Annotated in this window: 21 protein-coding genes; 15 read left to right on the top strand and 6 right to left on the bottom strand. The window is 65.7% G+C overall.

The window, feature by feature from the left end; genetic code table 11:
* The first annotated feature begins 90 nt into the window (after positions 1-90).
* A complete protein-coding gene (locus AC3IPP_RS08530; RefSeq protein WP_489150991.1) occupies positions 91-1,068 on the top strand; it encodes a TerC family protein in 978 nt (325 codons plus the stop codon).
* An 11-nt stretch (positions 1,069-1,079) separates the two neighbouring features.
* Here the strand turns inward: AC3IPP_RS08530 and AC3IPP_RS08525 are convergent, their stop codons facing one another.
* Entirely contained in the window at positions 1,080-1,730 is a 651-nt protein-coding gene (locus AC3IPP_RS08525) for an alpha/beta hydrolase (protein WP_003164840.1), read from the bottom strand.
* Between the two features lie 161 nt (positions 1,731-1,891).
* Between AC3IPP_RS08525 and AC3IPP_RS08520 the strand changes: the two genes are divergently transcribed.
* From AC3IPP_RS08520 to AC3IPP_RS08465, 12 genes are read left to right on the top strand one after another with little or no spacing between them, the layout of a single operon-like run.
* A complete protein-coding gene (locus AC3IPP_RS08520; RefSeq protein ID WP_489150990.1) occupies positions 1,892-2,359 on the top strand; it encodes an Rrf2 family transcriptional regulator in 468 nt (155 codons plus the stop codon).
* On the top strand, positions 2,356-3,492 hold the full coding sequence (locus AC3IPP_RS08515; RefSeq protein WP_489150989.1) for a cysteine desulfurase family protein: 1,137 nt from the start codon (positions 2,356-2,358) through the stop codon (positions 3,490-3,492). Before AC3IPP_RS08520 ends, AC3IPP_RS08515 begins: the two co-directional genes overlap by 4 nt.
* A gap of 3 nt (positions 3,493-3,495) precedes the next feature.
* Positions 3,496-4,962, top strand: a complete 1,467-nt coding sequence (gene sufB / locus AC3IPP_RS08510; protein ID WP_489150988.1) for a Fe-S cluster assembly protein SufB — start codon at positions 3,496-3,498, stop codon at positions 4,960-4,962.
* Positions 4,959-5,444 carry a hypothetical protein gene (locus tag AC3IPP_RS08505; protein WP_489150987.1) on the top strand — a complete coding sequence of 162 codons (486 nt, stop codon included), beginning with the start codon at positions 4,959-4,961 and terminating at the stop codon, positions 5,442-5,444. Before sufB ends, AC3IPP_RS08505 begins: the two co-directional genes overlap by 4 nt.
* A 4-nt stretch (positions 5,445-5,448) precedes the next feature.
* Entirely contained in the window at positions 5,449-6,198 is a 750-nt protein-coding gene (gene sufC, locus AC3IPP_RS08500; RefSeq protein ID WP_489150986.1) for a Fe-S cluster assembly ATPase SufC, read from the top strand.
* On the top strand, positions 6,195-7,217 hold the full coding sequence (gene sufD / locus AC3IPP_RS08495) for a Fe-S cluster assembly protein SufD (protein WP_489150985.1): 1,023 nt from the start codon (positions 6,195-6,197) through the stop codon (positions 7,215-7,217). Before sufC ends, sufD begins: the two co-directional genes overlap by 4 nt.
* Positions 7,196-8,449: an aminotransferase class V-fold PLP-dependent enzyme gene (locus AC3IPP_RS08490; protein ID WP_489150984.1), complete on the top strand. Its 1,254-nt coding sequence runs from the start codon at positions 7,196-7,198 to the stop codon at positions 8,447-8,449. Before sufD ends, AC3IPP_RS08490 begins: the two co-directional genes overlap by 22 nt.
* A 5-nt stretch (positions 8,450-8,454) precedes the next feature.
* Positions 8,455-8,853: an SUF system Fe-S cluster assembly protein gene (locus tag AC3IPP_RS08485; protein WP_088411695.1), complete on the top strand. Its 399-nt coding sequence runs from the start codon at positions 8,455-8,457 to the stop codon at positions 8,851-8,853.
* 10 nt (positions 8,854-8,863) lie between these two features.
* Positions 8,864-9,265, top strand: coding sequence for a HesB/IscA family protein (locus AC3IPP_RS08480; protein ID WP_489150983.1), 402 nt, complete (start codon positions 8,864-8,866; stop codon positions 9,263-9,265).
* A 1-nt stretch (position 9,266) separates the two neighbouring features.
* Positions 9,267-10,256: a methionine ABC transporter ATP-binding protein gene (locus AC3IPP_RS08475; protein ID WP_489150982.1), complete on the top strand. Its 990-nt coding sequence runs from the start codon at positions 9,267-9,269 to the stop codon at positions 10,254-10,256.
* A complete protein-coding gene (locus AC3IPP_RS08470; protein ID WP_087139362.1) occupies positions 10,256-10,912 on the top strand; it encodes a methionine ABC transporter permease in 657 nt (218 codons plus the stop codon). The genes AC3IPP_RS08475 and AC3IPP_RS08470 overlap by 1 nt, the downstream gene beginning before the upstream one ends.
* A gap of 19 nt (positions 10,913-10,931) precedes the next feature.
* Positions 10,932-11,741: a MetQ/NlpA family ABC transporter substrate-binding protein gene (locus AC3IPP_RS08465; protein WP_489150981.1), complete on the top strand. Its 810-nt coding sequence runs from the start codon at positions 10,932-10,934 to the stop codon at positions 11,739-11,741.
* 291 nt (positions 11,742-12,032) lie between these two features.
* Here AC3IPP_RS08465 and AC3IPP_RS08460 read toward each other — a convergent pair whose 3' ends face one another.
* The 4 genes from AC3IPP_RS08460 to dsbD form a co-directional block, all read right to left on the bottom strand.
* Positions 12,033-12,824 (bottom strand): lysophospholipid acyltransferase family protein, encoded by a 792-nt coding sequence (locus AC3IPP_RS08460; protein ID WP_489150980.1) that lies wholly within the window; start codon positions 12,822-12,824, stop codon positions 12,033-12,035.
* Between the two features lie 56 nt (positions 12,825-12,880).
* Positions 12,881-13,561, bottom strand: a complete 681-nt coding sequence (locus tag AC3IPP_RS08455; protein WP_489150979.1) for a DsbA family protein — start codon at positions 13,559-13,561, stop codon at positions 12,881-12,883.
* Positions 13,562-13,663: 102 nt separating this feature from the next.
* Positions 13,664-14,488 (bottom strand): prolipoprotein diacylglyceryl transferase family protein, encoded by an 825-nt coding sequence (locus AC3IPP_RS08450; RefSeq protein ID WP_489150978.1) that lies wholly within the window; start codon positions 14,486-14,488, stop codon positions 13,664-13,666.
* Positions 14,485-16,431 carry a protein-disulfide reductase DsbD gene (gene dsbD, locus AC3IPP_RS08445; protein ID WP_489150977.1) on the bottom strand — a complete coding sequence of 649 codons (1,947 nt, stop codon included), beginning with the start codon at positions 16,429-16,431 and terminating at the stop codon, positions 14,485-14,487. Before dsbD ends, AC3IPP_RS08450 begins: the two co-directional genes overlap by 4 nt.
* A 61-nt stretch (positions 16,432-16,492) precedes the next feature.
* Between dsbD and AC3IPP_RS08440 the strand changes: the two genes are divergently transcribed.
* On the top strand, positions 16,493-17,146 hold the full coding sequence (locus tag AC3IPP_RS08440) for a response regulator (RefSeq protein ID WP_489150976.1): 654 nt from the start codon (positions 16,493-16,495) through the stop codon (positions 17,144-17,146).
* 11 nt (positions 17,147-17,157) lie between these two features.
* A complete protein-coding gene (locus AC3IPP_RS08435) occupies positions 17,158-18,450 on the top strand; it encodes an ATP-binding protein (RefSeq protein WP_489150975.1) in 1,293 nt (430 codons plus the stop codon).
* An 8-nt stretch (positions 18,451-18,458) separates the two neighbouring features.
* Here the strand turns inward: AC3IPP_RS08435 and AC3IPP_RS08430 are convergent, their stop codons facing one another.
* A complete protein-coding gene (locus AC3IPP_RS08430; RefSeq protein WP_489150974.1) occupies positions 18,459-19,601 on the bottom strand; it encodes a bifunctional 2-C-methyl-D-erythritol 4-phosphate cytidylyltransferase/2-C-methyl-D-erythritol 2,4-cyclodiphosphate synthase in 1,143 nt (380 codons plus the stop codon).
* Positions 19,602-19,638: the final 37 nt, after the last annotated feature.

Here is a 19,638-nt window from a genome sequence, read left to right as displayed (position 1 = left end):
TAGGCGTTGACCTAGAGCGGACCGGGCCCCTCTGGCGACCCTTCATCGCGATGTCGGCCGCGTCGTTTGAAACGGCTCGCGAAGGCGTCGATGGAACTGTTGCTGCTGGAGTGGTTGGGCAAGCCCGTCTGGATGTGGGCCGGCTTCCTGACAATCGTCATCGCCCTGCTGGCGCTGGATCTGGGGCTGTTCAACCGGCGTGATCATGAGATCGGGGTGCGCGAGAGCCTGGGGCTGTCGGCCTTCTACATCGCCGTGGCCCTGGCCTTTGGGGCGTGGCTGTGGTCGTGGCTTGGGGCGGATAGCGCGGTCGAATATCTGACCGCCTATGCCGTCGAGAAAAGCTTGGCGATGGACAATGTCTTCGTCATCGCCTTGATCTTCAGCGCCTTTTCCGTGCCGCGTCTCTATCAGCACCGGGTGCTGTTTTGGGGCGTGTTGGGCGTCATCGTCCTGAGGGCGATCATGATCGGCGGCGGGGCCGTGCTGGTCGCCCGTTATCACTGGGTGCTGTACTTGTTCGCCGGCTTTCTGATCCTCACGGGCGTGAAGATGTTCTTTGCGCGCGGCGAGGAAGCGGACATCGCCGATAATGCGCTGCTGAAGTGGTTCCGGCGACGGATGCGTGTGACGAACGACCTGCACGGTCACGCCTTCTTCGTCCGAACGCACAGTCGTTCGGGCGAGATGAAGTTGCACGCCACGCCGCTGTTCCTGGCCCTCGTGACGATCGAGATCGCCGACGTGATCTTCGCCGTGGACTCCGTCCCGGCGGTCTTCGCCATCACGACGGACGCCTATGTCGTCTACACGTCCAACATCTTCGCCATATTGGGGTTGAGGGCGCTGTATTTCGCCCTGGCGGCGGTGATCCACCGCTTCGCCTATTTGAAGCAGGCGTTGGCTGTCCTGCTGGTCTTCATCGGCGCCAAGGTGTTCGCGGCGCCCCTGCTGGGGATCGAGAAGGTGCCGCCCGCTGTCTCACTATCGGTGACGGCGGCGATCCTGGCGACGGGGGTAGCCTGGTCCCTGTGGCGGACCCGCGCGGAGGTTGGACCTCCGCGCTGATCGTCAGGATGTCAGGCCGGCTTTTCGGCCAGACGCTTGTCCAGGTAGGCCCCGACGCGGCGCTCGACGGCGCCGATGTGGTCCTGCCAGAAGTGGGTCGCGCCTTCTTCCAGCTCGTAGTCGATGACGATGCCCTTCTGGGTGCGCAGCTTGTTGACCACGCGCTCGACTTCGGCCGGAGGCACTACGGTGTCGGCCGTGCCGTGCAGGAACAAGCCCGAGGCCGGGCAGGGGGCCAGGAAGCTGAAGTCATAGATGTTCGAGGGCGGCGACACCGAGATGAAGCCGTCCGTCTCGGGGCGGCGCATCAGCAACTGCATGCCGATGTAGGCGCCGAACTGATAGCCGGCGACCCAGGTCTGGGTGGCGGCGGGGTTGTTGGCCTGCAGCCAGTCCAGAGCGGTGGCCGCGTCGGCCAGTTCGCCGATGCCGCTGTCGAACTCGCCCTGGGACTTGCCCACGCCGCGCGAGTTGTAGCGCAGGGTGGCGAACCCGCGCTGCACGAACAGTTGGTGCATCGTCAGGGCGACAGGGTTGTTCATATGCCCGCCCGCCTTGGGGTGGGGGTGCAGGATCAGAGCGATCGGCGCGTCGGGGCGCTTGCCGGGCGAATAGCGGCCTTCGATACGGCCAGAGGCGCCGGGCAGGATGACTTCAGGCATGGATCGCGATCCCTACAATCAATAGAGGTTTCGCCGGACGGATAATACTTGACCGGGGAGGTAGGACTTTCTAAGTCCCCGGTGCGTGACGCACTCGCCAGCGAGGCCGGGGGTCTTAGCATGGCCGCCCCGAAAAGCGTTAGAATTTTGAGGTTATAGGGATGCGCCTGTCGACAAAGGGACGTTACGCCGTGATGGCGATGGCCGATCTGGCGAAAAACGGCTCGGGCCGGGCTGTGTCACTGGCCGAAATCGCCACCCGTCAGGAAATCTCGCTCAGCTATCTGGAGCAGCTCTTCGCACGGCTGCGCAAGGGCGGGCTGGTGAAGAGCATTCGCGGGCCGGGCGGCGGTTATCGTCTGGCCAAGGCGCCGGAAGAGACGGTCGTGGCCGACATTGTCTTGGCCGTAGACGAACCGATCCGCGCCACCCGCTGCGCCGCCCATGGCACGCCGCGCGGCTGCATGACGGGCGGCGCACGCTGCATCACCCACGACCTTTGGGAAGATCTGGGCGCCGAGATCCATCGCTATCTGGCCGGAGTCAGTCTGGCTGATGTGATCGAAAAGCGCACCAACCGAGCGCGCATGGGCCAGAAGGATGCGGCGTCCATGGAGGCCGCAGCGTGAGTGTCTATCTGGATTACAACGCCTCGGGTCTGGTTCGTCCTGAAGTTCAGGAGACTATGGCGAAGGCTCTGGCCGACAACGGCAATCCCTCGGCCGTGCACGCCGCCGGGCGCCGCGCTCGCGCACGCATCGAGACGGCGCGCGCTCAGGTGGCCGATCTGATCGGTGCCGATCCGACGGCGATCATATTCTCTTCGGGCGGGACCGAGTCCAACGCCCAGGCCATCCACAGCGCCCTGGCCGCCGGTTGCGAGCGGCTGATCGTCGGCGCGACCGAGCACCCTTGTGTGGCCGAGGCCGCCGCCGTCAGCGGCGTTCCGGTCGAGGTTCTGCCTGTGGATGCGGATGGCGTGGTCGATCTGAACTGGCTGGCCGAGGCGCTGGCGCGTCCGGGCCGAGCCGTTGTCGCCATCCATCACGCCAACAACGAAAGCGGCGTTCTTCAGCCGATCGCCGAAGCGGCGAAGTTGGTCCATGCGGCTGGCGGCTGGCTGCACGTCGACGCCATCCAGTCGGCGGGCAAGGTTTCGGTGACGATGCGCGCGCTCGGCGCTGACAGCCTGACGCTCTCGGCGCACAAGCTGGGCGGGCCGCAGGGCGTGGGCGCACTGGTGATGAAGGATGGCGTGTCCGCCATCCGCATTCTGCACGGCGCCGGTCAGGAGCGCGGCCTGCGCGCGGGAACCGAGAATGTGCCGGGCATCGCCGGCTTCGGCGTCGCCGCTGATTGCGCCGCGCGCGATCTGGACGCCGCCATGGCTCATGTCGCCTGGCGCGACGCGGCCGAGGCCAAGGTCACGGCGGCGGGCGCGACCGTCATCGGCGGCGCCGTCGAGCGCCTGCCCAACACCCTGTTCATGGCGGTCGAGGGCTGGGACAGCCCGCAGCAACTCATCACTTTGGATCTGGTCGGCGTCATGGTCTCCGCCGGTTCCGCCTGCTCGTCAGGCAAGGTCAAGCCATCCAAGGCGATCAGCGCCATGGGCCTGCATCATCTGGCGACCGGGGGCGTGCGCGTCTCCGGCGGATGGGGCACGACCGAGGCCGACTGGACCCGCTTCGCCGACGCCTGGGTCGCGGCCTGGGACAAGCACAAGGCGCGCTTGCAAGAGCGCGTAAAGGAAGTCGCGTAACTTATGGCTATCGTTCAGGAAACAATCGATACGGTCGCGGAGCTGGAGCGGTACAAGTACGGCTTCACCACCGACGTCGAGCAGGAGTTCGCCCCCAAGGGCCTGAACCCCGACATCATCCGTTTCATCTCCGAAAAGAAAGACGAGCCGGAGTGGATGCTGGAATGGCGTCTCGCCGCCTATGAGCGCTGGCTGGCGATGGAAGAGCCGACCTGGGCGGCGGTGAAATACGATCCTGTCGATTATCAGGACCTCTACTACTACGCCGCGCCGGTTAAGAAGGAGGGGCCGAAATCACTGGATGAGGTCGATCCCGAACTGCTGGAAGTCTACGCCAAGCTGGGCATTCCGCTGAAGGAACAGGAAGTTCTGGCCGGCGTCCAGGGCGCGCCCCGGGTGGCCGTTGACGCTGTGTTCGACAGCGTCTCGGTCGTCACCACCTTCAAGGAGGAACTGGCCAAGGCTGGCGTGATTTTCATGCCGATTTCCGAAGCCTTGCGTGAATATCCTGATCTTGTGCGCCAATACCTGGGCACGGTCGTCCCGGTCAGCGACAACTATTTCGCAGCCCTGAACAGCGCGGTCTTTTCTGACGGCAGCTTCGTCTACATCCCGCCGGGCGTGCGCTGCCCGATGGAGCTGTCGACCTATTTCCGCATCAACGCTAGCCAGACCGGCCAGTTCGAGCGGACCCTGATCATCGCCGACAAGGGCAGCTACGTCTCCTATCTGGAAGGCTGCACGGCGCCGATGCGCGACGAGAATCAGCTGCACGCGGCCGTTGTGGAGATCATTGCTCTGGACGACGCCGAGGTGAAATACTCGACCGTGCAGAACTGGTACCCCGGTGACGCCGAGGGCAAGGGCGGCATCTACAACTTCGTCACCAAGCGCGCCGACTGCCGCGGCGATCGCTCCAAGGTCAGTTGGACGCAGGTCGAAACGGGCTCGGCCGTCACCTGGAAATACCCGTCCTGCATCCTGAAGGGCGAGGAAAGCTCGGGCGAGTTCTATTCCATCGCCATCACCAACGGGCATCAGCAGGCCGACACCGGCACTAAGATGCTGCACTTGGGCAAGAACAGCCGCAGCCGCATCATCGCCAAGACGGTGTCGGCCGGTAAGTCGGACTCGACCTATCGCGGCCTGGTGTCGATCCACCCCAAGGCGAGCGGCGTGCGCAACTTCACCCAGTGCGACAGCCTGCTGATCGGCAAGGAGTGCGGCGCCCACACCATCCCCTACATCGAGGTCCGCAACGGCTCGGCTCAGCTTGAGCACGAAGCGACCACGACCCGCCTGTCCGAAGACCAGCTCTTCTACGCCCAGCAGCGCGGCCTGTCGGAAGAGGAGGCGGTGGCCCTGCTGGTCAACGGCTTCGTCCGCGACGTCCTACAGGAACTACCGATGGAGTTCGCCGTCGAGGCCCAGAAGCTGGTGGCGATCAGCCTTGAGGGGAGCGTGGGGTGAAGGCTATTCCTGCGGCTGTTATTTTGGTTGGAATTTCGGCTTGTTCGCCAGCATCCGATAAGAAGGCAGAGACTGATAACGCCTTTGTCTTCGATGGTCGTTTGATTTCTATAGATGGTGTGGACACGCCGAATACGCGGATTGAGATACTCCTTACTCGTTCACCAAAGAGCGACTCGGACCCGGATCAATATGTCCTTAGAGCGGACTGCATAGATTCTGGCTTTTTGGACAAGGCTGACGGTCGTTACTGGAGTGGAATGACGCCATCCAAGAACGGCGAGATGGGGGATTTTATTCGCGAAGTTCCTCTGGATGCCCGATGCCCCATCGAAGACCGCAGCCGATACGTGCGGCTTGTGAGGATCATGATGGAAGGAGCGAAGCTGGATTTTGACACCCAGAAGACAACCGCAACCTTTTCGGCACCCACCAAAGGAACGGCCAAGTTCCAGGTTCAACCTAATTTCGTAATCGATTGATCTGATGCTCAAGATTAACAACCTCCACGTCTCCGTCGCCGACAAGCCGATCCTCAAGGGCCTGACGCTTGATGTGCCTGCGGGCGAAGTTCATGCGGTCATGGGGCCGAACGGGGCGGGCAAGTCGACGTTGGGCTACAGCCTGTCGGGCCGTCCCGGCTATGAGGTGACGGACGGTTCCGCCTCGTGGAACGGCGCCGACCTTTTGGACCTCGAGCCGGCTGAGCGCGCGGCGGCGGGCCTATTCCTGTCGTTCCAGTATCCGATCGAGATTCCGGGCGTGCCGGCCATGACCTTCATCCGCACGGCGCTGAACGCGCAGAAGCGCGCGCGTGGTGAGGAAGAGGTTTCGGCCCCGGCTTTCCTGAAGCAGGTCAAGGCGGCGTCGCACGCGTTGAAGATGGACTTCGACATGCTGAAGCGTCCGCTGAACGTCGGCTTCTCAGGCGGTGAGAAGAAGCGAATGGAGATCCTGCAGATGGCCCTGCTGGAGCCGTCGCTGTTGATCCTGGACGAGACGGACTCGGGCCTCGACATCGACGCTTTGCGCATCGTCGCCGACGGCGTGAACGCTATGCGCCGTGCCGACCGGTCGATGTTGGTGATCACCCACTATCAGCGCCTGCTGGACTATATCAAACCGGACCGGGTGCACGTTCTGGCGGGCGGCCGCATCGTCGCCTCGGGTGGGCCGGAACTGGCGCATGAGCTGGAGGCGGAAGGCTACGACAAGTTCCTGCCGGAGGCGGCATGAAGGCGCTCGCTCGGCTGGACCTGACCGATGCCGCGACCTTCCCCTCGCGGCGGGTCGAGGAATGGAAATACAGTGATCTGAAGCGCTTCCTTCGTGAAGCGCCCGAACCTTCAGGCACCGCCGTCGTGGGCGCGCCGGGGCCGTTCTATGATCTGGGCGGCGACGCCATCGTCTTCGCCAACGGCCGCCCGGTCGGGGTGAAGGACTATATCGCCTCGGGCGATCAGACGCTGCGTCTACGCTTCATCTCGGACGCGACGGGCACCGGCCATACAGCGGCGGCGCGCATCGTGGCTCGCCCCGGCGCGCGCCTGCTGTTGCTGGAAACGCATGAGGGCAAGGGCTCGGCCTATGTCGCTCACAACAAGGTCGAGATCGACGTCGCTGCCGACGCCGAAGTGATCCGCGTTGTCCTGGCCGACGAACCTGCCGACGCCATTTCGGTGGCCGAGGCCGAGGTGCGGCTGGAGGCGGGCGGTCGCTATCGCCAGACCATCATCGCCACCGGCGCCAAACTACAGCGTCATGAGACGCGCCTGCGTCATGGGGCAGAGGGCGCCGATGCGCGCGTGGACGGCCTGTATCTGCTGAACGGCGCGCGCCACTTCGACCTGACCACGGTGATCGACCACGTTTCGCCCAACGGCACGACCAGCCAGTTGATCAAGGGCGTGGTCCGGGACGAGGCGCGCGGCGTCTTCCAGGGCAAGATCCTGGTTCAGAGGGGCGCTGACGACACCGACGCCCGCATGGGCCACCACGGCCTGATCGCCTCGGATCGCGGCGAAATCGACGTGAAGCCCGAGCTGATCATCTACGCCGACGAGGTGCAGTGCGCCCACGGGGCGACCGTCGGGACGCTGGACGAGAGCGCCTTGTTCTACATGCAGCAGCGCGGCATTTCAGCCGATGAGGCCCGCGCTCTGTTGACCCATGCCTTCCTGATCGAGGTCGTCGACCGCATCGAGGATGAAGGCGCCAGAGAGTTGGTACGGGAATGGCTGACGGCTCGCCTGTGACCAACGCAACTGTGACGGGGTTTGACCCCTATGCCGCCCGCGCGCAGTTCCCGATCCTGTCGCGGCAGGTGAACGGCAAGCCGCTGGTCTATCTGGACACCGCCGCCTCGGCGCAGAAACCGCGCGCCGTGATCGATGCCCTGGTCGCGTCGATGGAGGGCAGCTACGCCAACGTCCACCGGGGTCTGCACACCCTGTCGAATGAGGCGACCGAGGCCTATGAGCGGGCGCGTGAGATCGTCGCCCGTTTCCTGAATGCGCCGTCGGCCGACAACATCGTCTGGACCAAGGGCGGAACCGAGGCGATCAATCTGGTCGCCAACGGCGTCGGCCTGTCGATCCAGCCGGGCGACGAGATCATCGTCACCGAGATGGAGCACCACTCCAACATCGTGCCATGGCATTTCCTGCGCGAACGGCGCGGAGCGGTGCTGAAATGGGCGCCGATCAAGGACGACGGTTCGCTGGACATGGAGGCCTTCGCCGCCCTGCTGGGGCCGAAGACTAAGCTGGTCGCCGTCACCCATATGTCCAACGTGCTGGGGACCATCAATCCGGTCGCCGAGATTACTCGCCTAGCCCATGCGGCCGGGGCGCGGGTGCTGATCGACGGCTGCCAGGGCGCGGTCCACGCGGCGCCGGACGTGCAGGCTATCGGCTGCGACTACTATGTCCTGACCGGGCACAAGCTGTTCGCGCCCACGGGCATCGGCGTCCTGTACGGTTCAGCTAAGGCGCTGGACGCCCTGCCGCCGTATCAGGGCGGCGGCGAGATGATCGTCACGGTCGAGAAGGAAGGCGTGACCTACGCCAAGCCGCCGCATCGGTTCGAGGCGGGCACCCCGCCGATCCTTGAGGCCATTGGCATGGGCGCGGCGGTCGAATGGCTGTCGCAATATGATCCGGCGACGATTCAGGCGCATGAAATGGCGCTGTATCGCCATGCCGTCGAGCGCCTGCAGGGCCACAACTGGCTGCGGATTCTGGGCGAAGCGGAAGGGAAGGGCGCCATCCTGACCTTCACCGTCGAGGGCGCGCATGCTCATGACGTGGCACAGATCATGGACCGTTACGGCGTCGCCGTGCGGGCCGGTCTGCACTGCGCCGAGCCGCTGGCGAAAAGACTGGGCGTGAGCGCAAGCGCGCGCGCCTCGTTCGCCCTATATAACACCATGGAGGATACAGACGCCTTCGTGGACGCGCTGATCAAGGCGCGGAACTTCTTCGTGTGACGAGTATGGACGCCAAGACCGACAACGCGATCAGCGACAGCGACGCCTTCGCCGCCAGCTGGGACGAGCCGCAGAAGAGCGCCCTGTCCCAGGCTGAGCTGGATAAGCTGACGGACGACCTGATCGAGGCGTTGAAGACGGTGTACGACCCGGAAATCCCGGTCGACATCTATGAGTTGGGTCTGATCTACAAGGTGGACGTGTCTGACGACCGCGACGTGCTGGTCGAGATGACGCTGACGGCGCCGGGTTGCCCGGTCGCCGGCGAAATGCCCGGCTGGGTCGAGACGGCAGTGGCCAAGGTCGAGGGCGTCCGCAGCGCCAAGGCCAATCTGGTGTTCGATCCGCCGTGGGATTCTTCCAAGATGAGCGACGAGGCCAAGCTGGCCCTGAACATGTTCTGAGGAGGCCCTGATGACCGAACTTCAGACGACGACGACCCGGCCCCGGCGGCCCCGGCCCAAGGCGGTGACCCTGACGGACGCCGCCGCCGCGCGTGTGCGCGAAATCATGGACAACGCCGAGAAGGATTACGTCGGCCTGCGCGTCGGCGTGAAGAACAGCGGCTGCGCCGGGCAGGAATACACCTTCGCCTACGCCGAAGAAGCCCAGCCGCTGGACGAGGTGGTGGAGGACAAGGGCGTCACCATCCTGATCGAGCCCAAGGCGGTCCTGTTCCTGATCGGCACCGAGATCGACTATGAGGTGACGAAGCTGGCGTCGAAGTTCGTTTTCCGCAATCCGAACGAGACGGACGCCTGCGGCTGCGGCGAGAGCGTCACTATCATCCCTGCCGCTGCTCTGGACGCCGACTGACATGATCCGACTGGAGGGGGTGACCCGGCGCTATCGCAGCGCAGCGGGCGACCGTACGGCGCTGGACGCCATCGACCTGCACGTCGCGCGCGGCGAGGTGTTCGGCGTGGTGGGCCGTTCGGGGGCGGGCAAGTCCACACTGATCCGCGCCATCAACCGACTGGAGACGCCCGACGCGGGCAAGGTCTTCGTCGATGGCCAGGAAATCACCGCTCTGAATCCGGCCGAACTGCGCGCCGCGCGGCGCGGCATCGGCATGATCTTCCAGCATTTCAACCTGCTGAACGCCAAGACGATCGAGGACAACGTCGCCTTTCCCCTGCGGCTGGAAGGGCGGCCCGAGGTCGAGGTTAAGGCGCGCACGGCGGAACTGCTGGCTCAACTGGGGTTGGCCGATCACGCGAAGAAGCATCCGTCTCAGTTGTCGGGCGGTCAGAAGCAGCGTGTCGGCATCGCCCGCGCCCTGGCCTGCGGGCCCAGCGTCCTGTTGTGCGACGAGGCGACCAGCGCCCTGGACCCTGAGACGACCGAGGACATCCTGACCCTGCTGGACGGGTTGAACCGCGATCTGGGCCTGACCATCGTGCTCATCACCCACCAGATGGAGGTGGTGCGCCGCGTCTGCGACCGGGTGGCCGTTCTGAAAGATGGAAAGATCGTGGAGCAGGGCGCGACGGCCGATGTCTTCCTGCATCCGCAGCACGCTGTGACCCGCGCCATGCTGGCCGAGGGCGAGGAGGCGATAGACGCCTCGGTCGCGCCCGCCAGGGCGCGCATGGCCCGCCTGACCTTCCGTGGTCCCGCGACCTATGAGCCGGAGTTGAGCCGCGTCGCGCGGACTGTCGGCGTGGACTATTCGATCCTGTCGGGTCGGATCAGCCGTATCCGGGGCGAGCCCTACGGCCAGATGACGGTGGCCTTCACTGGAGGCGACGCCGAGGCGGCTCTGGCGCAACTGGTCGCGCGCGGCGTCGTGGTGGAGGCGGTCTGATGTTCGCCAATGTGGACTGGGCCGATATCGGCAAGGCGACGATCGACACCCTGCTGATGCTGGGCGGATCGATGGTGCTGACGGTGATCTTGGGCGTGCCGTTGGGCGTGCTGCTCTATCTGTCGGGCAAGGGGCGGCTGGCGGCCAATCCGGTGCTGAACGCCGCGCTGTCCTTTGTGGTCAATGTGCTGCGCTCGGTGCCCTTCATCATCCTGCTGATCGTCATGCTGCCGGTGACGGTGCTGCTGGTCGGCACCTCGCTGGGCGTGGCGGGCGCCATTCCGCCGCTGGTCGTTGGGGCCGCGCCCTTCTATGCGCGTCTGGTCGAGACGGCGTTGCGCGAGGTGGACAAGGGCGTGGTCGAGGCGACCCAGGCCATGGGCGGCTCGACCTTCCAGATCGTGACGCGCGCCCTGTTGCCCGAGGCCATGCCCGGCATCATCGCCGGCGCGACCGTCACCGCCATCGCCCTGGTGAGCTACACCGCCATGGCGGGCGTGGTGGGGGCGGGCGGTCTGGGCGACCTCGCCATCCGCTTCGGCTATCAACGCTTCCAGACCGACGTCATGGTCGTGACCGTAGTTCTGCTGCTGATTCTCGTACAAATTCTGCAGATGATCGGCGACCGTCTGGTCGCTAAGGTCTCGCACCGCTGATTTTTCGAAAGCCTGCCCCATGATCCGCCGTTCGCTGCTGCTGTCCGCCGCTGCTGTCCTGACGCTCGCCGCCTGCGGTCAGGGCGCGGACAAGAAGGCGGGGGCCGAGGGCGCGCCTCTGCTGGTCGGCGCCACCGCCGTGCCGCACGCTGAAATCCTGGAGCAGGTGAAGCCGATCCTGGCCGCGCAGGGCGTGCCGATCGAGATCAAGGTCTTCAACGACTACGTTCAACCGAACGTGCAACTGTCTGAAAAGCGACTGGATGTGAACTACTTCCAGACCAAGCCCTATCTGGACGAATTCAACACGGCGCGGGGCACGAGCCTTGTCACCGTGGCTGGAATCCACGTCGAGCCGCTTGGTCTCTATTCACGCAAACACAAGGCTCTGACCGATCTGCCGAACGGCGCCCAAGTGGTGCTGCCTAACGATGCGTCGAACACCGGCCGCGCCCTGCTGCTGCTGCAGGCGGCGGGTCTGATCACCCTGACGGACCCCCAGAACCCGCTGCAGACGGTGCGCGACATTGCGACCAACCCCAAGGGGCTGAAGTTCCAGGAGGTCGAGGCCGCCACCATTCCGCGTATCCTGCCGCAGGTCGATGGCGCGGTGATCAACACCAACTACGCCCTCGACGCCGGTCTGAAGCCCAAGACCGACGCGCTGTCGCTGGAAGGCGCCGACAGCCCTTATGTGAACTATCTGGTCGCCCGTCCGGACAATCAGAACGACCCGCGCGTCCAAGCGCTGGCCAACGCCCTGCGCGGTCAGGCGATCAAGGACTTCATCGCCTCGAAGTATGAAGGTGCGGTGATCCCAGCCGCCTGACAGGCTATATTGCCGTAACGTTGTTTTACGTTTAAGCCTCGGTCTTTATTCGGGAGGCTGCATCGTGACGTCTATGAAGCGTAATGTTGTCGTTGTTTTTGCAGTTACCGGGGCCGCTGTTGGCCCGTTAGTCGTTCTGAGGGACGCGCTGTTCAGCTCTGAGACCGACTGGAGTGGTCACTGGTGGATCGTCGCTGCGCTGACGGCAGCGGCGGTGTGTGCAGCGATTGGCGGGCTGATTGGCTTGGTCGCGAAAATGATCCTGGCTCGGCGACAGGTTCAGTAAGGGCGTCAAGCTGCGGAGGATTGCTGCGGTTCCAGTGTTTTGCTCATTTCGTTCGCGGGCAGCACCAGAACAGCCGGCGTTACCGGCTGACCCGTCGCCTCGGCGATCAGTTCAGCGGTCTTGCCTTCCACGGCGGCTTCCAGCCGGGCCAGGAACTCGGCCTTGGACAGACCGGTCGGGATGGGTTCGAGGAATTCCAGCGTCGCCGTGCCGGGGGTCTTCCGGAACTCCTCCAACGGCCAAAACAGGCCCAGGTTGGTCGCCAGCGGCACGACCGGCATGTCGAAGTCGCGATACATGTGCCAGACGCCCGAGCGATAGCGGAACTTCTCGCCGACCTTGGCCAGATGGCCTTCCGGATAGATCAGGATCTTGCGGCCTTCGCGATTGGCGTCGGCGGCGCGTTCCTTCAGGGCGGCGCGGGCGGCGTGACCGCCGCAGTTGTTGACGACGATGGCGCCTAGCTTCTTCAGCACCGTTCCCAGCAGGGGGAACTTCTCCAGATGGTCGCCGGTGACGAAAGCCACGTCGTCGAACTGGTCATAGGTGGCGAAGCCGTCGCCCCAGCTTTGGTGCTTTGAGGCGATGATGAAGGCGCCAGTCGGAATTCGTTCCTTGCCGCGCGTTTCGATTCGAATGCCCGCGAACAGGCTCATGGCTTGCACCATCCGCCGGACATAGCGGCGAATGATCCAGCTTGTGGCTTTGCGCCCGGGCGCCAGGGCCGCAAAGGCGGCGGCCAGGCCGTAGGTGATGGAAAGCGCCCAATAGGCGATGTTGAACAGCAGGCTTCGCATTTGGCGACTATGCCAGCCTGCCGTTCAGAGGCGAGCGTAAAGTGAAGCCTGAAGGATCAGCGCAGCGGCTGGCCCGCACGGATACGGGCGATGACGGCTTCCAACTGCGCTTGAGGCATGCCGCCGGGGATCAGGTTGCCGTTGATGATGAAGGCGGGCGTTCCGCTCAGGGCCAGGGCCGAGGCTTCGCGCGTATTGCGCAGAATCACGGCGTCGATCTCCTCGCGGTGCGTGGCCAGGTCACGATCCAGCTGGTTCATGTCGACCCCGGCTGCGCGAGCGAGGCTACGCGCCTGCTGGTCAGTCTCGATGCGACCCTTGGTGCTCATGAAGGCCTTGTGCACCTCATGGTACTTGCCCTGGTAGTTGGCGGCCATCGCCAGACGGGCCACGTTGTCGGACACGGCGCCGAAGATGGGCCATTCCTTGTAGAGGATGCGCACCTTGGGATCGGCCTTCATCAGGCCCTCCAGCTCCGGGATCATCATTTTGCAGTAGGGGCAGTTGTAGTCCATGAAGCCGATGATGATGATATCGGCGTTCTCGGCGCCGATGAACGGCGTCGCCGGATCGCGCAGCAGGTCGCTGAAGCCGACCTCCGCCACCATGGGCAGATCCTGAGCGCCCGACGTTCCAGCCGCCGCGACAGCCGCCGGGGCGTTGCCAGCGTCGGCCGGACCGCACGCGGCCAGGGTCAGGGCGACAGCGAGCTTCATGACGAGGGCGGGGTTCTTCATCGGGTCAGGCTTTCCTGCTTCGTTCGGCGCATGGCCGCACGGTTAGGCGGGGGAGGGGCCGCGCCAAGGCGACGGTTGATGCTTCTTGGTCGAGGCGCCCGCTTAAGTCACGCTTAAGGCGGCGGGCGAGGCCTTGTTCAGGCGAGCGATCTCGGCGGCGATCTGCTCGGGCGCGATCTCGCCCATGTGCGCCTTCGCCAGGCTGCCGTCCGCATGAAGGAAGAGCGTCACCGGAATGCCGACCGTACGATAGTGACGCGGTAGAGCCATGCCGGTGTCGAGCAGGACGTGCCGTAGGGACAGACCCTCGTGCGTCAGATAATCGCCGACCGTCTCCCGGCTCTCGCCCTGATTGATGAACAGAAAGCGGACGTCGGGGTGAGACTGCTCGGCCTGCGCCAGGGCCGGCATTTCGCGGCGACAGGGCGGGCACCAGGTCGCCCAAATGTTGATGACGGTGGGCTGATTGACCGACTGGGCCAGATCGATCGGCTGCCCTTCCAACTGGACCAGGGTCAGTTCGGCGGGCGGCAAGGGCTCGGTGGCCGAAGCCAGTTGATGCGTCGCGACCCAGACCAGCGCAGCCGCCGCCACAGGGGCGATGGCCCAGGCCCGTTCCTGCCGGGTCTTCAGAATCAGGAAGGTGGCCAGGGCGACGAAGGGCAGAACCCAGAACCAGGCGAACCCGCCCTGCCACACGGCGAAGGCGCGCATGGGATCGCCGCTGAAATACTCCCAGTTGGCGATGACGTGGGCCAGGCGGGCGACACCGACGCCGCCGATGGCGACGACCGTGCTCCACAGGTTGAAGCGGCCGCTGATCCGGCTGACCAGAATGCTGGAGCCGATCATGAAGACGACGACGCCGACGATGATGGCGAAGCGCTCGCCGGACAGGACCAGGGGGCCGAGCGACAGACTGTTCATTCGGCAGCCCCCGCGCGCTCCAGCGAGGTCAGGACGGCGCGAGCCGGAACCTCGCCGACCAAGCGGCTGTCAGGCGCTTCCTTTGACGTCTTCGACAGGAAGATCATCGTCGGCGGTCCGACGACGCCATAGCGGTCGAGCAGATCGCGCACTTCGGGCGTGCTGCGTGTCACGTCGACCTCGATCAGATCGACTGCGCCGAGTTCGGCCAGGACTTCGCCGTTCTGGAAAACCTCGCGCTCCATCACACGGCAACTGACGCACCATTCCGCCGTGAAATAGACGAGGGCAGGCCGGGATTTGGCGGCGGCCTGCGCGACGGCAGTCTCCAGCGCAGCGTTATCGGCGACCACCGCTGCCGGTACGGCCGCGAGAGGCGAGGCGCCGTTGGCTGCGACTGCGGGGCGCGCCAGCGGGGCCAAGGGCCGCCAGGGGCTGACGGCGTCGAGGCTCACGCCGATCATCAGCAGCACGCCCCAGACGGCGGCGATCAGGCCAGCCGCGCGCGCGATGCTGTTCAGGACGCCCGACGCCGCCGGACGGAACAGGCCGAGGGCGGCAGCGGCCGCGAAGCACAGGGCCGCGCCCAGCGCCAGGGTCGCGACAGGCGGCAGGATGCGACTGGCCAGCCACCAGGCCATACCCAGGAAGGTGAAGCCGAAGACGATCTTCACGCGGTTCATCCATGCTCCGGCCCTGGGCAGGAAGCGCGCGCCAGCAGTCCCGAAGACGATCAGCGGCACGCCCTTGCCCAGCCCCAGGAAGAACAGGGCGGCCGCGCCCAGGACGACATCCCCCGTCTGGGCGATATAGAGCAGGGCGCCCGCCAGGGGCGCGGTGACACACGGCCCGGCGATGAGGGCCGAGAGGAAGCCCAGGCCTGACGCCGAGGCTACGGATCGGCGCCCCGTTCCGGCGTCGCGCGACAGACGACTGGTCCAGGCTGAGGGCAGCTGAAGCTCGAACGCGCCGAACATCGAGACCGCCAGGATGACGAAGAGGACGGCCAGGCCGCCCACGGCCCACGGCGATTGCAACACCATCTGCAGGTTCTGCCCCGACCATGCGGCGGCGACGCCGAGCAGGGCGAAAGCCACGGCGAGGCCCAGGACATAGGCGACCGAAAGCAGCAGGCCGCGTCCCGTGCCTTGCCCGTCGACGCCTCGTCCGATGACGCCGGCCAGGATCGGGTACATGGGGAAGACGCAGGGCGTGAACGCCAGCAGAACGCCGAAGCCGAAGAAGGCCAGCAGCACCCAGGCCGTTCCCCCCTGATCCGCCAATCGATCGACGAAACCCTGACTCTGCTGAAGTTGGATGGCGGACGTGGGCCGTACGACGCCTGCGTCAGACGCAGCATCCAGCATTGGCTCTGCTTCAGTCATCTCGGCGGCCTGGATCGCTGGAGCTTCAGTCGTCTTCTGCAACGCGAGTACGGCGGCGGCCTGAGCCGTCGCGGCCTCGGCCTCACGCGAGACGATGCGGGCGCTCGGCAGGGCGGGGACGTCCACGGTGCGGGTGGTCGGCGGATAGCAGATCGAATTTTCCAGGCACCCCTGGTAGGTGATGTTGATCGACGCGGGATCGTTCGCGCGCTTCAGCGCGTCCGCCGACAGGACCGCGCGCCCGGCGTCACGCCAGATGTCGACGATGCCGAAGCCGGGGTCGTCCTTCTTTTCTCCAGCTTGAAGGCGGAGAGGAAGCGCAGTCTTGCCGTCGGGTGCGGTGGCGGCGGTATGATCCTTGTAGAGATAGTGGCCCGGCGCGATCTTCCAGACGAACACCATGTCGCCGTCAGCCTCTCGCGAGACCTGAAGGGTGAACGCCTCTTCAGGGGAAAGCAGCGGCTGGCCGAAGCCCTGGCCCAGTCCTTGGGCCAGGCTCGGCGCCGGCAGTATGAGGACGGCCAGGGCCGCGAGGAGGCGTACGAGAATGATCTTCATTCCTGTCAGGTCGGAGAATGAGCTTAAGTCAGGCTTAAGCCGAGCTTCGCATCAATAGCCAATGAGATTGCTCACTGTAGAAGACGATCCGGTGCTGGCGGATGGACTGCGCGTCGGCCTGGGGGCCTGCGGCTGGACCGTCGAGCCGGTCGCCAGGGTCGAAGACGCCTTGGCCGCGCTGGAAAGCTCGACCTTTGACGCGGTCGTTCTTGATCTGGGTCTGCCGGATGGCGACGGCTTGGAAATCCTGCGCTTCGTACGGCAGCGGGACATTGACGTGGGCGTGGTGATCCTGTCGGCGCGCGACGACAGCCGCGATCGCATCGCCGGTTTGGACACAGGGGCTGACGACTATGTCGGCAAGCCGTTTGATCTGGATGAACTGGCGGCGCGCTTGCGGGCGGTTCGTCGGCGCCTGCTGGGTCGTTCGCAACCGGCGCTGTCGCATGAAGGCGTGACGCTTGACCCCAAGTCGCGGCTGGCCTGGCGAGGGCAGGGCGACCTTCATCTGTCGCGACGCGAGTTCGCCATCCTTGAGGCCCTGATGGAGCGCCCGTCCCACGTCCTGTCCCGCAGTCAGCTGGAGGAGCGGCTCTACGGCTGGCAGGAGGATATCGGCTCGAACGCGGTCGAGGTCCACATCCATCACCTGCGCGCCAAGCTGGGCGCTGACTTCATCCGCACTGTGCGCGGCCTGGGATACACGCTCCAATGATGTCCATTCGGATGCGGCTGTTCGCGATCCTCGCCCTGGTCACGGCGTTGGTGTGGGGCGGCGCGGTTGTCTGGGTCGAGATTCAGACGCGCCATGAGGTGCAAAGGGTTCTGGATCGCCGGCTGATGGAATCGGCCCGTCTGGTGTCTTCCATGATGCGGCCGGGCAGCCTGTCTCCTGTAGCCAATGAGGAGGGGGGCCGCCCACTTACCGCCTATGAGCGCCAACTGGCTTGTCAGATATGGTCGATGCAGGGAGAGCTGATCGCGCGCTCGCGCAGCGCTCCGACAGAAATGCTGGCGGATGGTGAGGACGGCTTCTCCGAGCGCGTGATCGATGGCCAGCGCTGGCGTGTCTACACCGTCCACATGCCTGAAAGCGGCTATCGCGTGATGGTAGGCGACAATCTGGCGATCCGCGAACACCTGGTGGGTAGCGTCGTCACCGGCCTGCTGGCGCCGGCGGTGCTGGGGTTGTTGGCGCTCGGCGTTCTGATCTGGTGGTCGGTGGGGGCGGGCCTGCGGCCGATCCAGCAGATGACCCGAGCGCTCGCCAGTCGCCGGGCTGACGATCTGACGTCGATCGACGTCGCGCCGGGCGGCAAGGATCTGTTGCCCTTCGCTTCGGCGCTGAATGATCTGATTGCGCGTGTTAGCGAGGCGCGTCGTCGAGAGACGGAGTTCACCGCGGCGGCGGCCCATGAACTGCGGACGCCGCTGGCGGGTCTGCGGGTGCAGGCCCAGATCGCAGCCGTCACGGACGATCCGGCCGTGCGCAAACACGCGCTGGAGCAGATCCAGACCTCCGTTGACCGGACGGCGCGCCTGGTCACGGGCCTGCTGACGCTCGCCCGCGAGGACGAGGCGGCGGTGGACGATGCCGCCAAGCGCTGGATCGATCTGCGGAGCCTGTTCCAGGCGACGGGCGCCGACGACCGCCTGCATCTGCCGCGCGAAGAGTTTGAGCTTCACGTTCAGCTGGACCGCTTTGAAACGGTCGTCGCCAACCTGATGGCCAATGCGCGTGGCGTGGCGCGGACACGGATCTGCGTGACGGTCGTCGGCGAAGGGCCTGACGCCGTTCTGGTGATCGAGGACGACGGCCCGGGCGTGTCAGCGGCTGATCTGGAGCGCCTGGGTCGTCGCTTCTTCCGCACCGCCGACGCCCCCATCGGCGGCAGCGGTCTGGGCCTGTCCATCGTCCTGTCCACGATGAAGGCGCATGGCGGGACGGTGCGTTTTGCGCCGTCGGCTCTGGGCGGGTTGCGCGTCGAACTGCACGGCCTGCCGATCCGGCGCGGCTGATTGAGGCTTCAGGCGGGCATTTCGATGGAGGCCACGGCCTGCGCCGCCAGGCCCTCGTTGCGGCCGACGAAGCCCATTTCCTCGCTGGTGGTCGCCTTTACGCTGACGGCGTCCAGCGGCAGCTTCAGCAACTCCGCCAGCCGTTCGCGCATGGCCAGGCGATGCGGCTTCACTTTGGGCTGCTCGCAGATCAGGGTCACATCGACATTGATGATGCGCCCGCCGCGTAGGGCCACCCGCTCGGCGGCGTAGACCAGGAAGCGGTCGGATGAGGCGCCCTTCCACTTGGGATCGCTGGGCGGGAAGTGGTCGCCGATGTCGCCGTCGGCGATGGCGCCCAGAATGGCGTCGGTCAGGGCGTGCAGCCCCGCATCGGCGTCCGAATGGCCGATCAGGGTCTGGTCGTGCGGAATCTCGACCCCGCACAGCCAGACGGACGCGCCCGGCCCCCAGCGGTGGACGTCGTAGCCCTGACCGATGCGGGTGACGGTGCGGGCGGCGGATAGGGCCTCGGCCATGGCGAAATCCTCTGGATAGGTCAGCTTCATCAGGCGCGGATCGCCCGGGATCAGTCGGACGCGGCCGCCCGCGCGCTCAACCACGGCGGCCTCGTCGGTGGCGGCTTCGTCGGCGGGCCAGGCGGCATAGGCGTCACGGATGGTCTTGAGACGGAAGGCTTGCGGGGTCTGGGCGCGCCACAGGTTTTCTCGGTCGATGGCGCCGACGACCATGTCCTGATCGCCCCGGCGCAGGCTGTCGGCGACGGGCAGGGCGGGCAGGGCGCCGTCGGCCTCATGCAGGCCCTCCAGCAGGCGCGCGATCACTTCGGTGCTCAGGAAGGGGCGGGCGGCGTCGTGGATCAGCACGGGTTCGCTGTCGGCGCCGGTCAGGGCGGACAGGCCCGCGCACACCGACGCGGCGCGCGTGTCTCCGCCGGTGACGGCCCGCCAACCGTTCAGGCCGGACAGGGCGTCGCGCGCCTCCGCCTCGGCCTCGGCGGCGATCACGAGGACGACTTCACGCGCCCCGGCGTCCAGCAAGGCTTCAACCGACCAGCGCACGACCGGCTTGCCGGCGACGACGCGCCACTGCTTGGCGCCGCCCGCCCTGGAGCCTGAACCGGCGGCGACGACGATCGCTGAGAATCCCATGCGGGTCTTCTAGGCGTCCCGGTTCCGCTTGACGAGA

The organism is Brevundimonas sp. KH_060, from assembly GCF_057838275.1.
This window is presented reverse-complemented; position numbering and strand designations above follow the sequence as displayed.